Source organism: Deltaproteobacteria bacterium (genome assembly GCA_009692615.1).
GTDB lineage: Bacteria > Desulfobacterota > Binatia > UBA9968 > UBA9968 > DP-20.
Window position 1 is genome coordinate 13,734 of sequence record SHYW01000054.1, and the last position, 18,270, is coordinate 32,003.

Here is an 18,270-nt window from a genome sequence, read left to right on the forward strand (position 1 = left end):
CGGCGGCTTTCGGCTATTCTCCGCTCAATTCATCGCGAAAGGATCGAACCATCCATGCGTCGGAAAAATATTTTGCTCGCCTTCGTTTTCGTTTTGCTAAGCGCAGCCGCCCAATCGGCTCGCGCCCAAGATCGCTTCAACTTCGCTTACATCTCGCCCAACGCCGGCTCGTCGTCGGTGCTATGGATAGCTAAAGAAGCCGGCATCTTCAAAAAGCATAACCTCGACGTGAACGTCATCTACATCGAAGGCACGCCTAAGGCGCTCATGTCGTTGTTTGCCGGTGAGCTTCACGTCGTCGCCGGCACCGGCCCGGCGGTCGCCAGCGCCAAAGTGCGCGGCGCCGATGTGAGTATGATGATGGGCTTCGAAGTTTTTCTGCCGTATTACTTGGTCGCGCAGCCCAGCATCAAAACAATCGAAGAGCTGAAAGGAAAAATCGGCGCCAACCATACCGCGGCCACCTCCGCGGATTTCGCCATCCGTCTCGGTCTCAAAAGCATCGGCCTCGATCCCGACAAGGACGTAAACTTGCGCGTCGTCGGTGCGACCAATTTGCGCTTGATTATGATGCAGCAAAAACAAGCCGACTTTACGATCATCAGCACGACGGAACGGGAAGAAGCGGAAAAGATGGGACTCAGAGTCGTCGCCGATCTCGCCAGCAAAAAGATCCCCTACCCGCACAGCGGCTTGATCAGCAGTCAAAAGCTGCTCAAAGAAAAGCGCGACGCCATGATGCGCTTCGGCCGCGCCACGGTGGAAGCGATCCATTTTTTCAAGAACAACAAAGCGCCGACCCTGGCGATCCTGAAAAAATACGCCAAGAGCGATCTCACCACGCTCGACAGCGCGCACGCATACTTGAAGAACGCGATCCCGGACATGCCCTATCCCACGCTCGAAGGCATGAAGACGATCTTGAACGAAATGGGCCGCAGCCGCCCCGAAGTTCTAAAATACGACGCCGCGTCGATGGTCGACGGCAGTATCGTCAAAGCGATCGACGACGAAGGATTTTTGAAGAAGCTGAAGTAGCGAACAACGCTCGGTGCGCCGCTTGACAGATCCACCAATTCTATCGAGATTGGCGCTTCGAATTGCCAATTTGTTCCGTTGGATTTGGCATGGCGCTGATTTCAAACTTTCCGCGCCGAACATCGACAAGAAACTGCCTCTCGATTGTTGGTGGTAATCCGCCATGATGATTCCATCTCTCCGCGAGCTGAAACAAGCCAGATTCGACCACACGAATGCCGCTGATTGCGCCCAGGTTGGTAGCGTTCCCATCGCTATACTTGATCGGCGTCTGTGAACTGTATAGCGGCGTGACGTCTAATTGCCCATCCACGGAAAAGATCGTCGATTGCTGAGGACTGACCGATCCAAGAATCACCAGCACGCGATTGCCGTACGACGCGACGGGAGTTGTGACGAAGAGAATGCTTTCGTATGGGATATCCGAATACTCAAGCGATTTAGTCTGGGTTTTAGAAAAACCGACGAAGGCCCCCGCGATTTCATTTTGCACAACGAACGGCAGGTGTGTAAACGCCAAACGGACTCCCGCCTTTTCCATGTTCTTAATAAGCTTAACAAGCGAATTGTTCCGAATGTTTTCGAGCGCCTTGAATTCCGGGTATCTGCGCCAAAACAGGTGAACTCCAATGACCAGAGCCGGCAGCTCATCTTCCTGACGATTGGGTCGGGATTGCAAGGCGGCATCGATTTCATCTTCATCCAAAGGGCCCGCAAAGGCTCTCTCGCCTTTGTCAAAACGCGCGGTCCAATTAGTCTCGCTCTCCTTGGTGCCATCTTCTTTCCAGTAGGTCCAAAGGCCATAGCGATAGCGGTTTTTAAAAAGCTCTTCCGCCTTTATTTGCCCGTTCTCGTACCAACTCGTTGTTTTGCCGTCGCGTTTGCCGTCGACGTAATTCTCCTCGACTTCCTTATTACCGTTTTTAAAATACGTCGTTCGAGTGCCGTGTAGTTTGCCATTTTTGAAATTGTTTACAGTCGACACAAGACCGTTTGCGTCCCAATAGGTTTCCGCCCCGTCGAGTTCCCCCTTTTTATAGTGCTTCTCGTATTTTGTCTGATTGCTTAACCACACGGTCTCTTTTCCATCCAACAATCCACTTTTGTAGTCTTGCTCGGCGACTTTGCCGCCGATTTCATTCCACATGATCCACAGTCCACTAAAGTCCTTCCGCGGCGCGATGCGCCCATCAACATGTTTTGGAAATACGAATGCCTGAAACATGTAGAGGCGTTTGTGCCACTGAGGATTGCCAAAGGCAAGGACGAGGACGGCGGCGCACGTGAGAACCAGGATCAGACCGAGTGAACCGAGGGCATACTTTTTCATTGCCCGCTTCCCTCTCCAGAGTCGCTGGATGGATAAAACCGGGAACTACTCATATTTTTACTCCGCGCTACCTTTCGTGCAAACGGCAGGATCGATTGAAAGGAGCACGGACAATCCTGCCCGCGCTTGATACGAGACCGACAGTGAGCCAGCGCTACATATTGTCGCAATTCAGGAAACGTAATGTATTACGACAACACAGTGAGGCTTTGTCGTCGCGCTGCACGGGAAAGCTTTTCATCAAAACAAGCAAACGTCACCGCCTGGCTCCCCTGCTCGCCAACAATCACGGCGGAAGCAAGATGAACTGCATCGTAACCTCTGAGTCCGAATGTTTCGGCTAATTGGCCGGCGCGTCTTATAAGGACGTCCGAAACATCGACGATGAAAAAGGTTTCCCAGTCATTGTCGAAATCCTGAACAATGGTTCGGTAGTCTCGTAGGGTCACCGCTTGCTCTCGGCGCTTCCGAGCAAACGCAGCTCGCGCTTCGACGTAAGCGATGCGCGACGTTGAAGGCATTTCGGCGGCATCGACCAGTTGTTTTATCGTAGCGCTGTCCGTTTCGGGCACATACAGCTTCACCAGAGCGCTGGTATCCAGATAGAGAATCACCGGCGCTCCTCGATGACAATTTGCGAAACGGGTTTGCCTTTTACGGTCACCCGCCTTGAGGCTCCCTTTGGCTTACCCCCCTTCCACGAGCCGATTCCTTTGCGAATAAGCGCTTCGGCGATTTGAGCGCTCGAACTTTGCCTAGGAGGCACCAGCATCGCTATCGATTCGCCCCGTTCGGTGATCTCAACGGGACGTCCTTGTTTCACGCTACGGAGATAGTGGCTCAGTTTGTTTTTTAGTTCTCTAACGCCAACAGTGATCATACGCTCCTCCTTGTGGCGTCATTATACAAATCACATGGCTACATAGCAAAGCCGTCCAGCACCGGCGGATTCTTCGGAGGGCGTATGCCATACGCCCCTACGAAACCCAATCTATCTCTGCGCCCTTTGCGTCCCGGCTGCCCTGAGCACCGACGAAGGGTGCGGTCAATCTTCCTACTTCCGCACCAACCGTACATCCACCGCCGCCACACCGCCGCCTTGGGCGCGCACCATGATCGGATTGATTTCCATGTCCGAGAGTGAATTGCGATGCACCGCGAAGATCTCCGACAATCCGACCATCGCTTTCACCAGCGCATCGATATCGCGCGGGCCTTGGCCGCGCACGCCTTCCAAAACTTTGTAACCGCGCAGCTCTTTGAGCATCGCGCGCGCTTCTTTTTCGTCGACCGGCAGCAAGCGTATCGATACGTCTTTCAAAACTTCGACGAAGATGCCGCCAAGACCGACCATCAAGAACGGCCCGTACTGCGGATCGGTGCGGGCGCCGATCAATACTTCAGTTCCCTGGACCATTTCTTGAACAAGCAATTGCGCCTTGCCGGAAGTTTTCGCTAAAAGTTTCTGCCCGTCCGCTTGCACTTCATCGGCGTTCTTCAAGCCGAGCACTACAGCGCCGGACTCGGTTTTGTGCACGACATCGGCAGCGATCAATTTTAGCGCCACCGGAAAACCTATTTCCTTCGCCCGCGCCGCCGCGTCCGCCGCCGAATCCGCCAGCGCTTGCTTGGGCAGACCGATGCCTTTGCTCTGCAAAAGCTTGTTCAACATCTCGCCTTCGAGCACCGCCGGGTTGCCGTTTGGCTCAGGCAATTTTGGCACGCCGGCAATTCTCCGTTCGCCGTACAAACCCAATCCCGCCAACGCGCGCAACGTCGGCTTGATCGCTTGCAAGAACGGCATGCGCGCTTCTTCCTGAAACGCTCGGCTCTCGTCGGTGCAGCTATAAGTGGAACGGCCGAAGGCCAGCACCGGCTTGTCGGTCGATTCGAGCACGCTTTTGAATAAATCGGCATTCCGCGTCTGACCGCGCGGTAGTTCGCCGTGGATCGCCAGCAGATCGACGCCGGGATCTTCGGCGTGCAGTTTAACGATGTTGATGAAGCCCGCTTCATCGCCAAAACCGGCGACGCCGCATTCAAGCGGATTCTCGACGGCTAATTCAGGTGGAATGAGCGGGCGCACCGCTTCTTTGGTCTTGTCGCTCAACTGCGCCAAGTTGGTGTTCAAGTCTTCGCAGTGATCGCAGATCAAACCTTTCATGCCGCCGGAGTTGACCACGATCGCGGCGCGGCTGCCCTTGGGAAATCTGCCAAGCATGAAAGCGAGCGTGATCTCGGTCATGTCTTCCAACGTCGGACAACGAATGATGCCCAAGCGTTTGCACATGGCGTCGAACACTTCGTCGGCGCCGGCCAACGATCCGGTGTGCGAGATCGCTTGGCGTTTGCCCATCTCGGAGCGACCGAGTTTCACGGCCAAAATAGGTTTACCTTTTTGCAAAGCTCGCTCCGCCTCCGCCATGAATTCGTTGGGGCGGCGAATACCTTCGATCATCAGCGTGATCACTTTGGTGTCAGGATCGTCGATCAAGAATGAAAGATAATCGACCAGATCCAAACTCACTTCATTGCCGCTAGAGATCGCGTAAGAGAAGCCGATGCCGCGCTCGGTGGCGCCTTTGATCCAGTTGCCGAGGGAGCCGCCGCTCTGAAAAATTAAACCGACCGGACCTTTTTTTAGCAGCGGCGTCACGGTGGGAAAGGTCCACAACCCTTCGCCGACGGAATAGGAACCCATGCAGTTGGGCCCGCAGATCACCATGCCGCTCTTGTCGCACAGCTCGCGCATTTGCTGCGCCCGCTCTTTGCCTTTTTCGTCGTCGCCCTCGCCGAAGCCGGCGGTGTAAATCGTCGCCGAGCGCGTTCCCAACTTCGCCGCTTCTTCGAGCACGCCGAGCACGGCGCGGGTTGGAATGAGAATCAGCAACTCGTCGGGAACTTCCGGGCAAGCCGCGAGACTCGGATAACACTTGTCGCCGTAAAGCTCTTGATAGTTGGGATTGATCAGATAGACGCCGCCGGGATATTTCGCGCCTTTCAAATTGCGATAAATCCCCTGGGGCCATGCGCCCTTTTGTGAAGCGCCGATAATCGCCACCGACTTGGCGCGGAGTAAATTTCCAACCGGTTTCGCCGTGAAAGTTGCCATGTAATTTCCTTCTAATGTAAGAGATTGGAATGCTATGTCATAGACCCTAGGTGACTGCAAGAATTGCTGCGGTGAAGTCGGAAGGGCAACCACAGGGGGTTGCCCCTTACAATTCCGATTCTTCTTTGCGCCCTTTGCGCTCTTTGCGGTTAAATCATCCTCGTTCAGCAAACACATGCCAACGCTGCGCCGGAAACTCGACGGCCGCGTTCTGTCCGACGGCGACTTCGGTGTCGCCGGCGAGCTTGACGAGCAGCGTCACGCCGTTCAATTCAACTTCCAACAATGCCGCGTCGCCGAGATAATTTTTACTGGTGATTTTACCGAGCTTCGTCGTAACCCCGTGGCTCGGCGCGGGCGAAACCTGCACATGCTCCGGGCGAATCGCCAGCGTCACGCCGGTTCCGGCAGCCATGCCATCGGGCACCGCGACCGCCATCGCGCCAAGCGGACAATCGACGCGGTCTTTGCTTTTGACTTCGCCCTTGAAGAAATTCATCTCGCCGACAAATTGCGCGACGAACAAACTCGCCGGCTTTGCGTAAATGTCCTGCGGCTGGGCGATTTGAATGATCTCGCCTTGGTTCATCACGCAAACCCGATCGCCCATGCTCAGCGCTTCCGCTTGATCGTGGGTGACATAGAGCGTCGTCACGCCCACCGCTTTAGTAATTTTTCTCAGCTCGACGCGCATCTGCTCGCGCAAGCGCGCGTCGAGATTGCTGAGCGGCTCATCCATTAAAAGAATTTTCGGCTCGGTCACGATGGCGCGCGCCATGGCGACGCGCTGTTGTTGGCCGCCGCTCAAGTCCGTCGCCGGCCGGTCTTCAAGACCGTCGAGTTGAACGAGCTTCAATGCCGCGCGCACTTTGGGAGCGATTTGATCCTTGGCGATCTTGCGCCGGCCTTTGATCAGCGGGAAGGCGACGTTGTTGAAGACGTTCATATGCGGCCAGATCGCGTAGGACTGAAACACCATGCCGATGTCGCGCTTTTCCGTCGGCACGTAGACGCCGCGCGCCGGAGAATTTACCAACGTGCCGTCGATTTCTAATTCGCCGGCGTCGGGCCTTTCCAATCCGGCGACGCTGCGCAGCGTCGTAGTCTTGCCGCAGCCGCTCGGGCCGAGCAGTACGCAGAATTCTTTCTCGGCGATTTCCAAATCGATGCCGCGCAGCGCTTCGACGCGCCCACGCCGGCTATCGAACCATTTTCGCAAACCACGGATGCTGATCATGGATCCTCGCTACGCTCGAAATTCCAGATTACAGATTCCATATTTCAGATTTGATCAGATGGAAAAATTTTGAATCTGGAATTTGAAATCTAGAATCGCGCTCAACGCCTCGCCCTCACTATCCCAACTCGACTTCACCGATTCGAGCAAAGATGAATTTCAACAGACCGACGACTACCACGGCGAACAAAACTAGAATCACGCCCAACGCCGCGACCTGGGGCACCCAACCGCTGCCCCAAAACTGCCAGACGATGGTCGAGATGACGACGTTCTTGCGCGTGCCCAGGGTCAATGCCATGGTCACTTCGCGATAGGCGAGCATGCTGATCCAAATCCAGCTGTTGAAAATGCCGCTCGCCACCAGCGGCAAGACGATCCGGCCGAGCACGCGCGCCGTCGACGCGCCCGCCACCTTGCCCGCTTCTTCCAGCTCGCGGTGCACTTGGATCATCACGCCGTTGGTCGTGCGCGTGCCGTAGGCGATCCACGAGATCGTGTGCGCCAGCGCGATGATGATGACGGTGCCGTAAATCGGAAAATAAACTCGGTAGGCGAGACTCAAATAGGCCAGCCCGACGCCGAGAAGAATGCTCGGAATCGCGTGCGGCAAAAACGCCATGGTGTCCAGCGAACCACGGAAGCTCACCTGGGTGCGCACGACGATCCAGGAAACTAGCACGCTCAGCACCATCGTCGCGGTCGGCACCGCGATCATCAGAATCGCCGTGTTGATGAACGGCAGCGCGTCGACAAAATCGAAGATCGTCGCGAAATTGTTGAGCGAGATTTGTTCCCAGGCTTCGGCGGAGGGCAATTGCAAGTGCGGCAGCAAGGAAGCCCAGAGCAGCACCAGAAACGGAATGAACACTTCCATCGATAGATATAAGAACGAAAACGCCAGCGCCGCCCATTTCCATTTTCCCAATGCGATCTCGCGCGGCCGGTAACCGCGCCCGGTGATCACCGTGTATTTTTTGCCATGCTGCACCAAGCGCACGTAAAAATAAGCGAGCAGCAGACCCGCCGCGAGCATCACCGCGCCATAGGCGCCGGCGATGCCGTAGTTGGGCAGACCGGTGGGCGGATTGGTCGATGTGAAAATCGACGCGCTGAGCACCAGTATGCGCGCCGGGAAACCGATGATCGCCGGCACTTCGAACACGGCGATGGCCGACATAAATAAATAAACCATCACGCCGGCGATGGCCGGCCAGGTGATCGGCACGTTGATGCGCAGAAAAGTTTGCAGCTTGCTGACCCCGGCAGTATAAGCCGCCTCTTCGAGAGATGGGTCCATGGTCCGGTACGCCGCGCCCAACATGAAAAACGCCGACGGCACGAACGATACGCCTTGAATAAACGCCATGCCGGGTATGTTGTAGAGACTGATAATTGGTTCGTCGAGACCGAACAATTGCATCGCCCACTGGTTGACCAAGCCGATGCGCGGGCTTAGCAAAAGAATCCACGCGATGGTGCGCAGAAACACCGGCACGAGAATGCCCACGGTCATCAAAACATAGATAGTATTTTTGAACGGAATGTCGGTGCGGTTGAGCAGCCACACCAGCGGCACGGCGAAGGCCAGAGCCACGACCACCGTGCCGCAGGCGAACATCAATGTGTTGAGGAGAATTTTGTAGGTGCTTGGCGCGCTATAAACCGCGGCGAAGTTGGCCAGCGTCAGCGGCCCGCCCTCGCCGGGAAATCCCGTGCGCAGGCTCATCAGCACCACCATCACCAGCGGCACGCCGACCATGACGAGAAGCAGTGTTAATAAACCGCCGGCGAACCAGTCGATGCCCCCAACGCGTTCCCGCGTCGCGCCGCCCAGCGCGCTCAATTCTGCCGCCTTTACATTGGCCACGGTATTCTTTTACGGTTCTTCCGGTTGCGATTTTTGCACGGCCTTGTAGGGGCGAAAAATCTTTCGCCCCCCAAACTTATAGACCGGTAAAGCCAAAGATCTTGCCGTACTCGCGCGACAGACGGTCGACGGTTTCTGCGTGCTCCTGATTGATGTAGACGACTTTTTTCCCCTGCACATATTTATGCGCCGGCGTGCCGGGGATCAGCACCGAAGTCTGGCCGGCATACTTATCCCAAATTTTTTGCGCCTCCGCGGTCGCGAGAAATGCCGCGAACAGGTGGCCGGCCTTGGGATGGGCTGCGTTCTTCGGCACGCCGGCATGATAGGCCGGCGCGATCAGCGGCGACACCGCTTCGGCGAAAACCACCGGCGCGGTTTTGTTCTTGTCCGACTTCGCCTCGCTGTCGCTCAACGACACCGCGACGACGATTTCACCCAACAGCAAGCGGTTGTAGATTTCGCCAAGCCGGCCGAGAATCAAATCTTGCTTGGTCAACTCCTTGACAAAATGCGTCGTCCTCTCCTCGCCCCAAGGGCCAACCGCCAAGCGCGCCATGTGATGGGTCGCGCTCGACACGCCGATCTTGCCTTTCCATTTCGGGTTCAACAGATCTTCCCAACTCTTGGGTATATCTTTCGCCGACACCAACTTTTTATTGTAAGCCGGCAAAACGAATTGATTGGCGAAGCTCACCGAGCCTCCGTCATATTGAATCGCTTTGGGGTCGACGCCGACGCTCTTGTAGTCGAAGGCTTGATGCATCTTCTTGACCCAGAGAGTCGCATGGTGGGCGTCGGTGACGACCATCAAATCCCACTCCGGCGGCACGCCGCTGGCCCCCAGACCGACGACTTTGCCGATGTCGCGCGTCATGTTGCCCGAAGGGCTGTACTGCATCTTGACGTTGACGGCGTATTTTTTATTGAACGCCGCGCTCAAAGCCTGGGCACCCTGAGGTGTCAACGTTGACGGCGCGTAAAACTCGATGGTTCCTTCCTGCTTGGCGCCTTTGATCAACTCGTCGATAGGAGCGGCGCCGGCGTTGGCCCCGCGGCTAAGCGCGAGAATGACCAGCAGACAGCAAACGAGAAAACTTTTCATATCGACTCCTTTGCGTTTCGAAAACCTATCGCGACTCCGCGCGATAAGATCGTTTATCGTAATAACTCGCCGAATCCTTCCCTGCGGTGAATCATCCTTTTTTTAATTTTGCGCTCTTTGCGTTCTTTGCGGCCAATCCCTCATTGAATCTTCGGCCCGGTATATTCCAGCACGTACAAGCCGCCTTTGATCCGATCGGTCACATAAATCAGCCCGTCGGTGTCGACGTAGAGGTCATTGAACATCGGCGCCTTCTGTCCCTCCGGCGCCGGCGGAATGAAGTAGCCCACTTCTTCCGGTCGATACTGGTTGCGAATGTCGAACACACGCAGGCCGGCGTTGTAGTAGGTGACAAAGATAATATTTTCACTTTGAAATGACCCCGGCCGGTTCTCGTGCACGTTGTGCGGGCCGAAGCGCAGGCCGCGGCTGCAAAAATCGCCTTGCGGCACCGGACAGGTGCTGACGATCACCGGATTTCGCTCTTCGCGGATGTCGATAATCCACACCCGCTTTTCACCCTCTTTGCAGTCGTATTTCACCGATTCGTCCACTGCGACGACGAGTTTTCTTCCTGGCAGCGGCAACGTCGTGTGCGCGTAGCCGCCGAAGGGCGGGCTCCAGTCGATGTGGCTGATCGTTTTCGGTTTACCGATGTCGGAGATGTCGAGGATCGCCATGCCGGCATCGACCAGCGCGACGTAGGCGCGCTCGCCGTGCGGCACCGCGCCATGAACGTAGAAATGTTCGCCGGCGAACGGCGTCCAATCCGCCGGCGTGTCTTCGCCATCCTTAGTGCCGGGAATCCACCAGCGCCCTGCTTCTTTCGGACTCGTCGGATTAGAAATATCCGCGATCAAATAAGCCCGCTCGCGAATCCCCGGCAGATAGGCGCCGACATGGGCGTACTTGCCGTCGCTGAACCACATGCGATGCACGCCTTTGCCGGGCAATTTAAGATAGCCGATCTCGCGCGGCTCGGTGGGTTTCTCGATGGAATAAACTTTGATGCCCGCTTCGTTGGGCACGCTATCGGGAACCGATTTGTCGAAGTAGGGCCGCTCCTGATTTTGTATCAGTATATCGCCGACAATCTGCACTTTATGCGCGTGAGTATTCGCCGCATGCGGCATCTGCGTGATCAACCGCGGCGCGCTGGGATCGGCAACGTCGAGAATGCTCAGCGCCATCGGCGAGGTACCGAGATGCGCCAAGTAAATATAGCGGCCATGCTTGACCAGTTGCATGCCGTCTCCATGGCCGTTCAAGTCATGGTGGCCGATCACCCGCATGTTGAAGCATTCGCTCTTGGCTTGCATCGCGGCGATTTCAGCACTCATGCATTTACTCCAGTGAATAGTTATCGAAGGCTGGGTTCTTATAATGGCGCGAGCGCGCGCTTGTCAATCAGTATTCGGCTAGTAGTCAGCGAACGGACAGTGTGCTAAGTACACCCAACGAATGCGAAAGACGCCGGAGCTCATGATGAAGAAACAGCTACTGATATTCGTCTTACTCGTCCTGTGTGGTTTCGCCCGCACTTCCGACGCGCAAATCAAACGCATCGCCGTCGCCTACAGCGCCGTCAGCGCGACGCAATCGTCGTTCTTCGTCACCAAAGAAGCCGGCATCTTCGAGAAGCACGGCCTCAACGTCGACCCGGTATACGTCGCCAGCGGCACCAAAGTCGCCCAAGCGGTGATCGCCGGGGAATTTCCCGTCGCTTTGGCCGGCGGCACTGTCGTGAATGCAACACTGGCTGGCGGCGACATCGTCATCATTGGCGGTTTGGTCAACGTGCCGTCGTTCTACGTCTACGTCCATCCATCGATCAAACGGCCGGAGGATTTCAAAGGCAAATCCATCGGCATCACCACCTACGGTTCGTCGACGGACTTTTCGATTCGCTATCTGATCAAAAAATGGGGCATGGAGCCGGACCGCGATATCAAGATTTTGCAAATGGGCGGCCAGCCACAAATCGTCGCCGCCATGGTCGGCGGCAGCGTCCAGGGCGGCGTACTGTCTTCGCCGGCAAACTACCGCGCCGCCAAAGCCGGCTTTCACCAGCTCGTCGATTTCAAATCCGTCGGCCTTGATTATCCCACCGTCAGCCTGGTATCGACGCGCTCGTTCATCAAAAAGGATCCCCAGACCGTGCGCCGCTTCATGATGGCCTATAGCGAAGGCGTCGAGCGGCTCTATCGCGACAAGGAATTCACCATGAAGGTCATCGGCAAATACACCAAGACCGACGACCGCGAAGGCTTGGAATCCGCCTTCGCCTTCGCCACCACATTCATCGAGCGCCCGCCGCACCTGCCATACAAGGCGGTGGAAACCATCTTAGCCCAGCTCGGCGAGAAGGACGCCAAAGCGCGCGAAGCCAAGCCGGAAGAATTCATCGACCCGACATTCTACAATGAGATGGAAAAATCCGGCTACTTCAAAACCATCGCCCGCTGACGCTACGACTCTCGGGTTCGGATTATCCTCTCGCAAAGCATGTCCTGAGCCAAGTCGAAGGAGCGCAAGGCTCGCAAAGTTTCGGATTTAATTTTTTTCCGAACTTAGCGCCTTTGCGCCTTTGCGGGAGATAATCCGAATCCCCGTCAGCGTTTACACGACGCAAACCATCATGCTAAACAGCCAATGACCCATTCGGAGGAAGAAGCCCATGGCGCAGATCGTTTCGATCATCGGCATCACGCACAATCCATTTATGCCGCGCCTGTTCAAACAGCCACAGCAACCGCCCGGCGCCGCCAAAGTCAAAGAACGGATCGCCATGATGCGGGAGAAACTCGCCGAGGCCAAAGTCGACGTGCTGGTATGCATCGGCAACGATCATCTGCACCAATTTTTTATGGACAACATGCCGGCCTTCATGATCGGCAAGATGGAGCAGTACGACGGAATTTTTTACGACGAAGAGCGCGAGTTCGGTTTGCCCAAGTACAAACTCCAGGGCGACCTCGACGTCTCCGACGCGATCATGGAAGGCGCCTTCGACCGCGGCGTCGATTTTTCTTATTCCAATGAATTGACCATCGATCATTCGATCGTCGTGCCGATGATGTTCGTCCGCCCCGAGATGGATATCCCCATCGTGCCGATCCTGACCAACTGCATCGCTCCACCGATGCCGCGGCCCAAACGCTACTTCGAAGTCGGCAAAGCGCTGCGGGCCGCCATCGACAGCCTGCCGACGAATAAAAGAATCGGCGTGTTGGTCAGCGGCCACCTGTCGCTAGAAATAGGCGGCCCGAAAATGTTCGAGCCACGCTTGACCGATCCCAAATTCGACGCCAACGCGGTAGGCTGGATCGTCAACGGCAACATCGACGCCGCCACGGAAGCCTGCGCGCCGGAAAAAATAATCGAATACGGCAACATGACCAGCGGCTATCTGAACTTCATCATGATGATGGGCCTCGCCAATCTAGCAAAACCCTCCTACGCTGAAGGTTTGGACGCCGGATTTCCGGCAATCCCGTTCTTCAACTGGGATGAACAGGTCAAAGTATAAACGTCGAAAGAACTACCTATGGACTTGAAGATTCTCTCAACCGTCTTCACTTCGGTCTTCATCGCCGAACTCGGCGACAAGACCCAACTCGCGACCATGCTGTTCGCTTCGGACAAGGACACCAGCAAACTGACGGTCTTTCTCGGCGCCGCCGCTGCGCTCGTGGTTACTTCCGCCATCGGCGTCGCCGCGGGCTCGACCATGTCGCAGTATGTGAGCGAGAAGACGTTGCAGTACGTCGCGGAAATCGGTTTTATCGCTATCGGTATTTGGACTTTGGTGAAAGCGTAGTCGTTATGAAATACTTTGAGTTTCTTAGTGACATTACAACCCGGACTAGTCCGATGACAACGAAAAAAACACGCACAAAAGTCCGCTTCGCGGTTTGCATAGACAATACGGAATATCCCGCTTCCCTAGAACTGCATAAATTGTATCGGGTCGTTTCCGACAAGGACGCGCAGAACGATGGAGATTTGCGGATTATCGACGAAAGTGGCGAAGACTACATCTATCCCAACGACTATTTTTTGCTGCTGGACACTCCTCGCGGCATTCTATAGTCGCCCAATCAACGGAGGCCCCATGAGCAAATACCTAATGAATAAACTGATCCATCTCGTCAACATGGATGAAAAAGCCGAAGAAAAGTATTGCGCCAATCCGCGCGCCTTCGTTGAGGAGTGGGAGAAAACCCAGAAGTTAAAATTATCGCCCGAAGAACGCGAAGCTCTGGCGGCCAAAGATTACGGCAAGCTCTACGCCCTGGGCGCCCATCCGTTCACGCTCTGGAGTTTCACCGAAGCAGTCTGGGTCCATGAAAAAGGCCGCGAGGCGCTCGTCGCCGATTACAAAGCCCAGGCGGTGAAAGCTGGGTATCCGAGTTTTAAAACCTGAGAGGAAGGCAATAGGCAATAGTTCGGAAAAAGATCAGATCCGAATTCTTACTATTGCCTAATGCCTGTTGCCTCGTATATTCCATCCAATCGCTCACTCCGCTGACCAAATCCGAAATCACCAACAGGTGCGATAAATTGTTTTTCTCTGCGTCGCGAATCACATGGGGCGGCTCGCCGCCGGCTTGGATGTCGCGGATGGCTTTTTCCATGAGCTTGCGCGCCGCGACGATGGCGATGTCCGACGACACGATATTTTCCTGAGTGCGGTTTTGCACCGCGCCCTGGCTGCCGGTAGCGAAGGCATCGTGACTTTGAAAGCCGCTGCCCATGCCTGTGTAAGTTTGCGTCTGCATCGACGCGCGGTCTTGCATGAAATTATTAGTTTCGTTGCGCACCGGCCGGTAGTGCTCGTCAATTTCACTACGCGCCTTGGCGATCGCCGCGGAATCCAGCGGCTCTTCCCGATTGAAAAAGAAGCAATACTTCCAATGATGCGTGTCGTCGATCGGTACATGCCAGTTGATGCCATAACCTTGTCCGCCGGTTTGCCCGGGAAAGGTGCTCAAATTGGGCAGGACGAAGTTCGACACGCGCAAATAAATTTTATCGCCGCCCATCTGGCGCACGGAATAAATGCGCACGCCGAAGTCAGTGATCTCAACCTCCAGCGCCGGCGGCTGAGCTTTGGCGATTAGATTGTAATGCGACTCATCGCTGCCGCGCACGCCGGTGTAGCTCTCTTCTTTATGTTCGAGAAACTTGTGCAGAAACGACAGATGCACCGGATCGATGTTGCCTTCATTGGCCTGCAGGTAGTTGCATTCATGATAAACTTTGTAGACGCAGACGTGATCGGTCGGCTGATTGAGAAATTCATAGTTGGGCAACAGCGGCGCTTCGCCCGGTCCCATGTAAGTAAAAATAATTCCGCCACGCTCCTGGCACGGATAAGCCAGATGATGAATCTGGTCGCGATTGACGCCGCAGCCGGGTTCGCCGGGCTGTTCCAAACAACGGCCGTGAATATCGTAGAGCCAGCCATGATAAAGACAGCGCAGCCCGCCGTCTTCGATGCGTCCGTAACTCAAGTCCGTGCCGCGGTGCGAACAGTGAATGCCGAGCAAGCCGATGCGTCCCTGATCGTCGCGAAACAACGCCAACTCTTCACCGAGAATTTTCACCGGCAGCGGCGCGCCGCCGGCGGGCAATTCTTCCGCCAGGGCCACCGGCTGCCAATAACGGCGCAGCAGCTCGCCGGCCCGCGCGCCAGGGCTGGTTTGCGTCAACAGTTGATTTTCTTCGTTGGTGATCATGTCTCGATTATGACCGTCCCTAAATTTATTTCAAAAGCTTCGCAGCCAGCGCGGTCGCCGGCATGCGAATTTTTTTCACCGACGACTCGAGATGGGTTTCTAATTTCAAATAATCATCCACCGTCATCACATCTTTGCATCCCTGGCTGCCGTATTCCTTCAGCCACTCGGTGTTGACGTCGAGGCGGCGCGACCCTTGAGTCATTGCTCTACCGTAAAGTTCTTGGCCCTCTTTACTGAGCAGCCAGTTGACAAAAATCTTGGTGGCATTCGGATGGGGCGGATTTTTAACCACGCTGATCACGCCGCTGCCGTTGTTGGCGTGGGCGCCCTCTTTGATGCGCGACACCGGCTTCACCGGCAGCCCGGCTTTTATGAACGGCTCATAAGTGTAATGACTCAAGCCGACGGTGAAGGCGAGCTTGCCCTTGGCCAAACTGTCCGCCATTTGACGCTGGTTTTGCGTGATCAACATCTCTTGCTGCGCCAGCTTAGTCAAAAACTCTTCGCCTTTAACTTTCCAGATAAACGACCAAGTATTTTGCCCGGAGCCGGGATTGCGCGGATCGAGAAAACCGATGCGCCCTTTCCATTTCGGATTGAGCAAGTCATCGAAGGATCGAATCTCGCTCGCGTCCGCTTCCTTGCTATTGTACCACCAAGTCTCGCTGGTGTAGCAGAGAAACGCATAGGCGTGCTTCTTCGTGCTGATGTTGTCTTCCCAAATATGGCCACCCCACCAATATTTCGGGTCCTTCACTTCCGGCAGGATCAAATAAGAATTCAAATCGTCCGCCGAACCCGCCGACACCATCGCCAACGGTGTCGCGCCTCCGGCGACGAGAATATCGTAATAGCGCACGCCCGCGCTGTACTCGGTATTGATGCGGGTTACGTTCTCCGGTCCGCGTGCCGACATCAGTTCGATGGAAATGCCGAATTTACTTTTGAACCTCTCGCCGATGAGCACGCGCAGCTCGTTGCTGGCGGGAATGCCGACGACGACGATGCCTTCCTTCTTCGCCGCGGCGAGCGTTTTGTCCCATTCCGCTAGCGCTTGCGCGGAAACTGCATAGGCCGCGCACGTCAACTTCAGCGCGAGAACCAGCGACACCGAATTGAATTTAGCCAATCTCTTCATGCGCGCTTCAAGCTCCGGGAAACGGTATGACGTTGCGAAATTTCTTGATGACACTTGCGCGCAGCTCGCGGCTCGAGCGGCTGACTTTAGGAAACTTGTCTTTCCAATGAAACGGCCGCACGGCGTAGAAAATCGCTCTTCCGTTGGTGTGATCTTTATTTTCTCTTTTCTCCGGCGGCATGCGCGGATCGAGCGGCGTCGACCACGCACCATCGATAATGTCGATATTGGTCGGCGGATCGACCCGCGTCATCATCGCCCACAAAACTTCTTTCATGTTGGTTGGATCGATGTCGTCGTCGACCACCACAACATAGCGCCCATTGCGCGCCGACGCCGCGCAGCTGACGGCGGCGATACCGGCTTGCTTAGCATGGCCGGGAAATTTCTGCTCGATGGCGACCACGGTCATGTAAGGCGAATGATTGTAGACGCCGACGACGTTTTGTACGCCGGCAGCTTCCAATTGATCCCAGAGAATTCCAGCCGTCGGATTGCCGTCGATCTTCATCGCGCCGGTCCACAACGGCGCCTCTTCTTCGAGGATCGGATCGTTGCGGTGATAAATTGCTTTAACGCGGATCACCGGCTGCGCTTCGCCGGTGCCAATCGTGCCGCCGGAATAATAACCCGGCCATTCGCCGAACGACCCCTCGGCGCGCGCTTCTTCGCTGGGCGGTGGAATCTCGCCTTCGATGGCGATCTCCGCGCCGGCGGGAATCGGCAAGCCGGTTACCGGGCCGCGAATGAATTCCAGCGGCTGGCCCATCAAACCGCCGGCGTAATCGAGCTCTGATTTGCCATAGGCTAGTTTCGTATGCGCCAGAGTGAAGAGCAATGGATCGCTGCTGAACGTCGCCACCACCGGACAGCTTTTTCCCTGCTGCCAATACTTCGCGCAAATCAGCCGGCCGTCTTGCCCAGGACTCATCCACAGGCCGAGGAGATTTTTCTCGTGCAGCTGAATCCGGTACGTGCCGGCATTGATGAAGCCGCTGTCGGGGTCGGCGTTGATCAGACAATCGCCGGTGCCGATGTAGCGCCCGCCGTCGCCGTCATGAAAACGTGGCGCGGGAAATTTAAAGAGATCGACCTTGTCGCCCTCGATGACATTTTCCATCAGTGGCGCAGTTTTCACCGCCGCGGCGGGAATGGACTTGCCCGACTTCATCTTACGCGCTAGCAGCCGCACCACTTCGAGCTTGGTTTTATCCGGTGAAATGCCGAAGGCCAAAGCAGTCCGTTTATAGTTGGCAAAAGCGAGACTGACCAGACGAAAGCCGGCGGGATAATCCTTGATCTTGTCGAACAGCAGCATCGGCCGCTCGTCTAGCTCAGCGGTCGCTTCGATCAACGCGCCGATCTCGTTGTTCCAATCCGCGCCTTCGATCAAGCGCCACGCGCTGATTTTCTTGGCTTCCTCGATGAAGCCGCGGAAGTCGTGATAGGGAAGTGTGTCCATGGGTTGTCTCCAACAAAGAAACTTATCAACGGCGGTGGACTCTAATGTCCAAGTTACAAAGCTACAACCAGCTGCCTGTTCACTCCGTCATACCGGCGAAGGCCGGAAGGTGGATTCACATTTGAAGTGCAACAGGTCACGAGTAAATACCTCAGCCGGGGTTTGGTAGTTAAGACACTTTCTCGGAGTGTGATTATAGCAACGGACCAGCGAGAGCAAGCGCTCATCGGAAAG

Annotated in this window: 17 protein-coding genes; 6 read left to right on the top strand and 11 right to left on the bottom strand. The window is 55.7% G+C overall.

Annotated features, from left to right (window positions below; all coding sequences use genetic code 11):
• The first annotated feature begins 54 nt into the window (after nucleotides 1-54).
• Nucleotides 55-1,038 (top strand): ABC transporter substrate-binding protein, encoded by a 984-nt coding sequence (locus tag EXR70_14145; GenBank protein MSP39625.1) that lies wholly within the window; start codon nucleotides 55-57, stop codon nucleotides 1,036-1,038.
• Nucleotides 1,039-1,078: 40 nt separating this feature from the next.
• On the opposite strand, the gene EXR70_14150 is transcribed toward EXR70_14145, so the two are convergent.
• From EXR70_14150 to EXR70_14185, 8 genes are all read right to left on the bottom strand, one after another.
• Entirely contained in the window at nucleotides 1,079-2,263 is a 1,185-nt protein-coding gene (locus tag EXR70_14150; GenBank protein ID MSP39626.1) for a toxin-antitoxin system YwqK family antitoxin, read from the bottom strand.
• 293 nt (nucleotides 2,264-2,556) lie between these two features.
• The gene (locus EXR70_14155) at nucleotides 2,557-2,982 is read right to left on the bottom strand and encodes a PIN domain-containing protein (protein ID MSP39627.1); all 426 of its coding nucleotides are present in this window, start codon (nucleotides 2,980-2,982) and stop codon (nucleotides 2,557-2,559) included.
• Nucleotides 2,979-3,248: a type II toxin-antitoxin system prevent-host-death family antitoxin gene (locus tag EXR70_14160; protein MSP39628.1), complete on the bottom strand. Its 270-nt coding sequence runs from the start codon at nucleotides 3,246-3,248 to the stop codon at nucleotides 2,979-2,981. The genes EXR70_14155 and EXR70_14160 overlap by 4 nt, the downstream gene beginning before the upstream one ends.
• Nucleotides 3,249-3,422: 174 nt before the next feature.
• On the bottom strand, nucleotides 3,423-5,657 hold the full coding sequence (locus EXR70_14165; GenBank protein ID MSP39629.1) for a CoA-binding protein: 2,235 nt from the start codon (nucleotides 5,655-5,657) through the stop codon (nucleotides 3,423-3,425).
• Complete coding sequence (locus EXR70_14170) at nucleotides 5,635-6,717, bottom strand: ABC transporter ATP-binding protein (protein MSP39630.1); 1,083 nt, start codon at nucleotides 6,715-6,717, stop codon at nucleotides 5,635-5,637. Before EXR70_14170 ends, EXR70_14165 begins: the two co-directional genes overlap by 23 nt.
• Before the next feature lie 118 nt (nucleotides 6,718-6,835).
• A complete protein-coding gene (locus EXR70_14175; protein MSP39631.1) occupies nucleotides 6,836-8,587 on the bottom strand; it encodes an iron ABC transporter permease in 1,752 nt (583 codons plus the stop codon).
• 76 nt (nucleotides 8,588-8,663) lie between these two features.
• Nucleotides 8,664-9,692 carry an extracellular solute-binding protein gene (locus tag EXR70_14180; GenBank protein MSP39632.1) on the bottom strand — a complete coding sequence of 343 codons (1,029 nt, stop codon included), beginning with the start codon at nucleotides 9,690-9,692 and terminating at the stop codon, nucleotides 8,664-8,666.
• A gap of 140 nt (nucleotides 9,693-9,832) precedes the next feature.
• Entirely contained in the window at nucleotides 9,833-11,032 is a 1,200-nt protein-coding gene (locus EXR70_14185; protein ID MSP39633.1) for a hypothetical protein, read from the bottom strand.
• 121 nt (nucleotides 11,033-11,153) lie between these two features.
• On the opposite strand from EXR70_14185, the gene EXR70_14190 reads away from it, so the two are divergent.
• The 5 genes from EXR70_14190 (at nucleotide 11,154) to EXR70_14210 (ending at nucleotide 14,118) form a co-directional block, all read left to right on the top strand.
• On the top strand, nucleotides 11,154-12,158 hold the full coding sequence (locus EXR70_14190; protein MSP39634.1) for a hypothetical protein: 1,005 nt from the start codon (nucleotides 11,154-11,156) through the stop codon (nucleotides 12,156-12,158).
• Nucleotides 12,159-12,369: 211 nt separating this feature from the next.
• Entirely contained in the window at nucleotides 12,370-13,221 is an 852-nt protein-coding gene (locus EXR70_14195; GenBank protein MSP39635.1) for an extradiol ring-cleavage dioxygenase, read from the top strand.
• An 18-nt stretch (nucleotides 13,222-13,239) separates the two neighbouring features.
• Entirely contained in the window at nucleotides 13,240-13,512 is a 273-nt protein-coding gene (locus EXR70_14200) for a TMEM165/GDT1 family protein (protein MSP39636.1), read from the top strand.
• 53 nt (nucleotides 13,513-13,565) lie between these two features.
• Complete coding sequence (locus tag EXR70_14205) at nucleotides 13,566-13,784, top strand: hypothetical protein (GenBank protein ID MSP39637.1); 219 nt, start codon at nucleotides 13,566-13,568, stop codon at nucleotides 13,782-13,784.
• Complete coding sequence (locus tag EXR70_14210) at nucleotides 13,690-14,118, top strand: hypothetical protein (protein MSP39638.1); 429 nt, start codon at nucleotides 13,690-13,692, stop codon at nucleotides 14,116-14,118. The genes EXR70_14205 and EXR70_14210 overlap by 95 nt, the downstream gene beginning before the upstream one ends.
• Here EXR70_14210 and EXR70_14215 read toward each other — a convergent pair.
• Genes EXR70_14215 through EXR70_14225 form a run of 3 tightly spaced genes read right to left on the bottom strand, consistent with a single transcriptional unit; the run spans nucleotide 14,108 to nucleotide 18,036 of the window.
• On the bottom strand, nucleotides 14,108-15,433 hold the full coding sequence (locus tag EXR70_14215; protein ID MSP39639.1) for an aromatic ring-hydroxylating dioxygenase subunit alpha: 1,326 nt from the start codon (nucleotides 15,431-15,433) through the stop codon (nucleotides 14,108-14,110). The genes EXR70_14210 and EXR70_14215 overlap by 11 nt on opposite strands.
• A 25-nt stretch (nucleotides 15,434-15,458) precedes the next feature.
• A complete protein-coding gene (locus EXR70_14220) occupies nucleotides 15,459-16,787 on the bottom strand; it encodes an extracellular solute-binding protein (GenBank protein ID MSP39640.1) in 1,329 nt (442 codons plus the stop codon).
• Nucleotides 16,582-18,036 (bottom strand): UbiD family decarboxylase, encoded by a 1,455-nt coding sequence (locus EXR70_14225; protein MSP39641.1) that lies wholly within the window; start codon nucleotides 18,034-18,036, stop codon nucleotides 16,582-16,584. The genes EXR70_14220 and EXR70_14225 overlap by 206 nt, the downstream gene beginning before the upstream one ends.
• Nucleotides 18,037-18,270: the final 234 nt, after the last annotated feature.

Bases quoted from the DNA above. Each gene is read 5' to 3' on its own strand.
- EXR70_14145 (MSP39625.1), top strand. From the start codon at position 55: ATGCGTCGGAAAAATATTTTGCTCGCCTTCGTTTTCGTTTTGCTAAGC.
- EXR70_14190 (MSP39634.1), top strand. From the start codon at position 11,154: ATGCGAAAGACGCCGGAGCTCATGATGAAGAAACAGCTACTGATATTC.
- EXR70_14205 (MSP39637.1), top strand. From the start codon at position 13,566: ATGACAACGAAAAAAACACGCACAAAAGTCCGCTTCGCGGTTTGCATA.
- EXR70_14185 (MSP39633.1), bottom strand. From the start codon at position 11,032: ATGAGTGCTGAAATCGCCGCGATGCAAGCCAAGAGCGAATGCTTCAAC.
- EXR70_14200 (MSP39636.1), top strand. From the start codon at position 13,240: ATGGACTTGAAGATTCTCTCAACCGTCTTCACTTCGGTCTTCATCGCC.
- EXR70_14220 (MSP39640.1), bottom strand. From the start codon at position 16,787: ATGGTGCGTGGTCGACGCCGCTCGATCCGCGCATGCCGCCGGAGAAAA.
- EXR70_14215 (MSP39639.1), bottom strand. From the start codon at position 15,433: ATGATCACCAACGAAGAAAATCAACTGTTGACGCAAACCAGCCCTGGC.
- EXR70_14225 (MSP39641.1), bottom strand. From the start codon at position 18,036: ATGGACACACTTCCCTATCACGACTTCCGCGGCTTCATCGAGGAAGCC.
- EXR70_14210 (MSP39638.1), top strand. From the start codon at position 13,690: ATGGAGATTTGCGGATTATCGACGAAAGTGGCGAAGACTACATCTATC.
- EXR70_14160 (MSP39628.1), bottom strand. From the start codon at position 3,248: ATGATCACTGTTGGCGTTAGAGAACTAAAAAACAAACTGAGCCACTAT.
- EXR70_14165 (MSP39629.1), bottom strand. From the start codon at position 5,657: ATGTGTTTGCTGAACGAGGATGATTTAACCGCAAAGAGCGCAAAGGGC.
- EXR70_14195 (MSP39635.1), top strand. From the start codon at position 12,370: ATGGCGCAGATCGTTTCGATCATCGGCATCACGCACAATCCATTTATG.
- EXR70_14170 (MSP39630.1), bottom strand. From the start codon at position 6,717: ATGATCAGCATCCGTGGTTTGCGAAAATGGTTCGATAGCCGGCGTGGG.
- EXR70_14150 (MSP39626.1), bottom strand. From the start codon at position 2,263: ATGTTTCAGGCATTCGTATTTCCAAAACATGTTGATGGGCGCATCGCG.
- EXR70_14180 (MSP39632.1), bottom strand. From the start codon at position 9,692: ATGAAAAGTTTTCTCGTTTGCTGTCTGCTGGTCATTCTCGCGCTTAGC.